Source organism: Microbacterium sp., assembly GCF_031178525.1.
Lineage (GTDB): Bacteria > Actinomycetota > Actinomycetes > Actinomycetales > Microbacteriaceae > Microbacterium.
The window spans coordinates 1-5,182 of record NZ_JAPSJA010000174.1; the positions used below are offsets into that span (position 1 = coordinate 1).

Here is a 5,182-nt window from a genome sequence, read left to right on the forward strand (position 1 = left end):
CGGATCCTCGCCGAGCACGGTTTCGGTGCGCCGTGACCGGCCAGGGCGCCACTCGCCGCCGTGCGGATCCGGCCGTGAAGGTGCGCGCGGGCGTCGAGACACGCGAAGATCGGAACGTGCAGGACCTGGGGACCCGACCTTGACCGCCCGGCGCGATGAACGCGATGCGTCCGCGGGCAACCTGCCGCGGATCCTCGCGCTGCCGGCCGTCCTGGCGGTCGCTCTGCTCGTCGTGCCGCTCGCGGGGCTGATCGCCCGCGCCGACTGGTCCTCGCTGTGGACGGACGTGACGTCGCGCGAATCGCTCGACGCGCTCGTGCTGTCGCTCGTGACCGGGCTGATCGCCACCGCCGTGTGCCTCGTCCTGGGGCTGCCGCTCGCCATTCTGATCGCGCGCACACGGCCGTGGCTCGCGGCGGTGCTGCGCGTGCTCGTCACCGTGCCGCTCGTGCTGCCGCCCATGGTCGGCGGCGTCGCGCTGCTGTATCTCTTCGGCCGCTCCGCCCCCGTGGGGGCGTGGCTGGCGGGCTGGGGGCTCGGCGTGCCGTTCACGACCGCGGCCGTCGTGATCGCGCAGGTCTTCGTCGCGCTGCCCTTCCTCGTGCTGGCGGTGGAGGGGGCGGTGCGCGCGGTCGGCGTCGAGTACGAGCGGACCGCGGCGACGCTCGGCGCCGGACGCTGGGCGACGCTGTGGCGCATCACGCTTCCGCTCGCGGCGCCGGGCCTCGTGGCGGGTCTCGTGCTGTGCTTCGCCCGTGCGATCGGCGAGTTCGGCGCCACGGCGCTGTTCGCCGGCAACAACCCCGGTGTGACGCAGACGATGCCACTCGCGATCTACACCGCCTTCAACGGCTCCGGGGTGGGCGAGGGCCCGGCCGTGGCGCTGTCGCTGCTGCTGCTCGTCACCGCGATCGGGGTGCTGCTGCTCGTTCGGGCCTGGCGGCCGGGGAGCATCCGGTGACGGCGGCCGTGGTGCGCCGTCGGGACGACGCCGAGACGCCGCTCGCGCAGGGAGTGGCGTTGAGCGCCGACCTCGCGGTGCAGCGCGGGGCGTTCCGCCTCGAAGCCAGGCTCACGGTTCCCCAGGGCGAGGTCACCGCCATCATGGGACCGAGCGGGGCCGGCAAGTCGACGCTGCTGGCGGCGATCGCGGGGGCCGTGCGCCTCACGACCGGTCGCATCCAACTCGCGGACGGCGCCGTCATCACGCGCCGCCGTCACCTCCCGACCGCCAAGCGCGGCGTGGTGATGCTCGGGCAGGACGCGCGCCTGTTCCCGCACCTCACGGTGCGTGACAACGTCGCGTTCGGTCTCGTCGTGCGGGGCTTGGCGAAGGACCGTGCCCGCCAGGTGGCGGATGAGTGGCTGTGGCGGGTGGGGCTGTCCGGTTCCGGTCCGCACCGCCCGCGCGAACTGTCGGGCGGACAGCAGCAGCGCGTCGCGCTCGCCCGGGCATTGGCGGTCGCGCCGCGCCTGCTGCTGCTCGACGAGCCGCTCACGGGACTGGACGCCGAGACGGCGGCGGACACGCGGGCGGTGCTGCACGAGCAGCTCTCATCGACGCGCACGACAGCACTCGTCGTCACGCATGACGCGTTCGACGCCGCCGCACTCGCGCGTCAGGTGGTCGTGATCGAGGCGGGGCGCGTGATGCAGCGCGGGGCGGTGCGGCGTGTCCTCGAAGCCCCCGCGACGCAGTTCGTCGCGGCGGTCGCGGGCCTCAATCGCGTGCGCGGCTCCGCGCAGGGCGGGCTCTGGCGCGCGTCCGGGGGCGACGGCGACGTCCGGATCGCCGCCGCCGCGCCAGCGGACGCACAGGATGGCGCGCCGCTCGTGGCGGTGTTCCGCCCGGCGGATGTGCGACTGGCCCGCGCGGGCGAGAGCACGTGGACGGGCGCCGTGCGCATCGCCCGCGAGGACCCACAGCCGGTGGGTGAGTGGCTCGGCCGGATCACGCGCCTCGAACCCACACCGGGCGGCGCACGCGTGCACACCACGAAGCCGGACGTCGTCGTCGAGGTGCCCGTCGCCCAGCTTGCGGCCCTCGCGCTCGCTCCCGGCGATCCGGTCCGACTCGCACTCGACCCGGGCGACGTGCGACTCCTGCGCGACGACTGACCTCGGCCCCGTCTCTCCCCGCCGCCCGTAGGCTGGATGGATGACGCAGGGGTGCGAGTCGTGACGGCGGTGCCGGTCACCATCGGCGTGCGCTTCGCCGTCGTCTCGGACGCGCCCGGCTCCGGCCCGCTCGTCGACAGGTTCGGACGCGTGCACCGCGACCTGCGTGTCTCGCTCACCGACCGGTGCTCGCTGCGGTGCACCTACTGCATGCCGGAGCAGGGCAACGAGTGGCTCGCCAAGACGAGCATCCTCACGCTCGACGAGATCGAGCGCATCGCGCGCGTCGCCGCCGCGGCGGGCATCACGACCTTCCGCCTGACCGGCGGCGAGCCGCTGCTGCGCGCCGACATCGTCGACGTCGTGGGCCGTCTCGCCCGCATAGAGGGCAAGGCTGGGCCCGTGCAGATCGCGATGACGACCAACGGCATCCGGCTGCGGGAGTTCCTCCCCGACCTGATCGACGCGGGGCTGGCGCGCCTGAACATCTCGATCGACACGCTGCGGCGCGATCGCTTCCGCGAGCTGACGCGCCGCGACCGTCTCGACGACGTGCGCGACGGCATCGCCGCGGCGTCCGAGTCCGGTCTGCGCCCGCTCAAGCTGAATGCGGTCGCGATGCGCGACGTCAACGACGACGAGCTCGTCGACCTCGTCGAGTTCGCGGTCGCACACGACGCGCAGCTGAGGTTCATCGAGCAGATGCCGCTGGATGCGGGACACACCTGGTCGCGCGAGCGCATGGTGACGCGCGAGGAGATCCTGTCCGCGCTGTCGGCGCGCTGGCGCCTGACACCGGTGCCGGGGCGCGGGGGAGCGCCGGCCGAGACCTGGATCCTCGACGACGGACCGCACAGGGTCGGCGTGATCGCGTCGGTCACCGCGCCGTTCTGCGGGGACTGCGACCGCCTGCGTCTCACGGCCGACGGCCAGCTGCGCAACTGCCTGTTCTCCACGACCGAGTTCGATCTGCTGCCGATCCTGCGCGGTGGATCGGATGAGCTCGATCGCGACCTCGACGCCATGATGCGCGCGTGCATCCTGCGCAAGCTCCCCGGCCACGCGATAGACGATCCTGCGTTCCTGCAGCCGGCACGCGGGATGAACGCCATCGGGGGCTGAGCGAGCGCGACCATACGCTGGACGCATGAGCACGCACATCGCCGCCCAGCCCGGTCAGATCGCCCCCACCGTCCTGTTCCCCGGCGATCCGCTGCGCGCGAAGTGGATCGCCGAGAACTTCCTCGAGGCCGCCGAGCTCTACTCCGAGACCCGCGGCATGCTGGGCTTCACGGGCACCTGGCGGGGGCACCGGATATCCGTGCAGGGGTCGGGGATGGGGCAGCCGTCCATGGCCATCTACGCCAACGAGCTCTTCGATGCCTATGACGTCCAGACGGTGGTGCGGGTCGGCTCGTGCGGTGCGCTGACCGAACGCGTGGGGCTGCGCGACATCATCATCGCGAACGGCGCCTGCACCGACTCCGCCATCAACCGGGTCCGCTTCCATGGTCAGGACTACGCTCCGGTCGCCGACTTCTCGCTCCTGCGCGCCGCTGTCGAGGCAGGTGAGGAGATGCCCCTGCAGAGCCGGGTCCACGTGGGGCTGCTCTTCTCCAGCGACCAGTTCTACAGCACCCGACCGGAGCTGACCGAGCCGTTCGTGGCGCACGGCGCACTCGCGGTCGAGATGGAGACGAGCGGTCTGTACACCCTCGCCGCATACCGACGGCGACGAGCGCTGAGCATCTGCACGGTGTCCGACCACCTGGTCACCGGCGAGGAGACCACGGCGCTCGAACGGGAGCAGACGTTCGGTGACATGGTCGAGATCGCGCTGCGGGCCGCGACGGCCTAGCGGACGCGGAGCCGACAGCGAGATGGGGTCCGCGCCCGCTTCTCCCGAGATCCGCTTCCCGGGATTCGTCGGGCGATGCGGCACCGACGAAGCGGGATCTGGTGAGGACGCGCCGCCGGCCTCACGCCGCCGTCAGCGCGGGGATGGCCGAGAGGTAACGCTCGGCGATCACCTGCGCGACGCGCGGATCGGCACCCAGCGGCGCGGTGGCGACGTCCGCTCCGGCTCCCGCGACCTCGTTCGCGAAGTAGCCGGGCGCCAGCACGTAGCTCGCCGCCACGACCCGCCGAGCGCCGGAGGCGCGCGCGGCCGCGACCGCGGCGGGGATCTGCGGATCGGCGCCCGCCGCGTAGCCCACCGTCACCGGGTGGGGGAGCAGGATCGCGAGCAGCTCGCGCATGCGCTCGACGTGCTCGGCGGCGGCGGGGCGCGAGGATCCCGCGGCGGCGAGGACGATGTGATCGCCGTCGCGCAGGCCGGCCTCGTGCAGGCGCGCGACGAGCGTCTCCGCGAGCAGCGGATGCGGGCCGAGCGGAGCCGTCGCCGTGACGTCGTCGCGGATGCGCGCCGCGCGGGCGATGTCCACGCCCGTGTGGAACCCGGCGGACAGCAGCAGCGGCACGATCACGGCCGGCCCGTCCGTGCCCGCCACGACGTGGTCGATCGACGGCTCCTGCACGTCGACGAACGCCTCCGCGATCTCGACGCCGGGAAGCAGTTGCCGGACGTGCGCGATGAGGTCGTGGATCGCGTCCCGCCCCTCCTGGAAGCGCGTGCCGTGCGAGCAGGCGATGAGCGTCACGCCGAGTCCTCCACATTCAGTCGGTAGCCGCGCTTGACGACGGTCTTGATCACGTCCGGCGCACCGAGGGCGTCACGCAGGCGCGCGACCGCCATCTCCACCGCGTGCGGGCTCTGTCCGGATCGCGGCAGCACGCGCTGCAGGGACGCGCGCGAGACCACGCCGCCGCCCGCCGCGAACAGCGCGGCGAGCACGTCCGCGCCGGTCGGGGACAGCGGGATGAAGCGTCCCTCCAGCACCACGCCCGTGCTGCGCAGCTCGAGCCGGCCCGCTGCGGTGTCGTGGGACGGCGCGTGCCCGCCGCCGAAGTACGTCACCACCGCGCGCACGAGTGAGCCGAGGCGTCCGCGCTCGGCGATCAGCGTCTCGACGTCGGCGGCGACCAGCGGCTCGGCCGTGACCGG

At 73.3% G+C, this 5,182-nt stretch carries 6 protein-coding genes; 4 read left to right on the top strand and 2 right to left on the bottom strand.

The window, feature by feature from the left end:
* The first annotated feature begins 139 nt into the window (after nt 1-139).
* The 4 genes from RIF89_RS10745 to deoD are packed head-to-tail and all read left to right on the top strand — an operon-like array spanning nt 140 to nt 3,976.
* On the top strand, nt 140-961 hold the full coding sequence (locus RIF89_RS10745) for an ABC transporter permease (RefSeq protein WP_309069105.1): 822 nt from the start codon (nt 140-142) through the stop codon (nt 959-961).
* Nucleotides 958-2,118 carry an ABC transporter ATP-binding protein gene (locus tag RIF89_RS10750; protein ID WP_309069106.1) on the top strand — a complete coding sequence of 387 codons (1,161 nt, stop codon included), beginning with the start codon at nt 958-960 and terminating at the stop codon, nt 2,116-2,118. The genes RIF89_RS10745 and RIF89_RS10750 overlap by 4 nt, the downstream gene beginning before the upstream one ends.
* Before the next feature lie 36 nt (nt 2,119-2,154).
* Nucleotides 2,155-3,240 (top strand): GTP 3',8-cyclase MoaA, encoded by a 1,086-nt coding sequence (gene moaA / locus RIF89_RS10755; protein ID WP_309069107.1) that lies wholly within the window; start codon nt 2,155-2,157, stop codon nt 3,238-3,240.
* A gap of 25 nt (nt 3,241-3,265) precedes the next feature.
* Complete coding sequence (gene deoD / locus RIF89_RS10760; RefSeq protein ID WP_309069108.1) at nt 3,266-3,976, top strand: purine-nucleoside phosphorylase; 711 nt, start codon at nt 3,266-3,268, stop codon at nt 3,974-3,976.
* Between the two features lie 121 nt (nt 3,977-4,097).
* Here the strand turns inward: deoD and RIF89_RS10765 are convergent, their stop codons facing one another.
* Together RIF89_RS10765 and RIF89_RS10770 are read right to left on the bottom strand one after the other, a co-directional pair.
* Nucleotides 4,098-4,778, bottom strand: a complete 681-nt coding sequence (locus tag RIF89_RS10765; RefSeq protein ID WP_309069109.1) for a CbiX/SirB N-terminal domain-containing protein — start codon at nt 4,776-4,778, stop codon at nt 4,098-4,100.
* Nucleotides 4,775-5,182: winged helix-turn-helix domain-containing protein (locus RIF89_RS10770; protein ID WP_309069110.1), on the bottom strand; the 408-nt coding region annotated here is incomplete at its 5' end. The genes RIF89_RS10770 and RIF89_RS10765, both read right to left, overlap by 4 nt.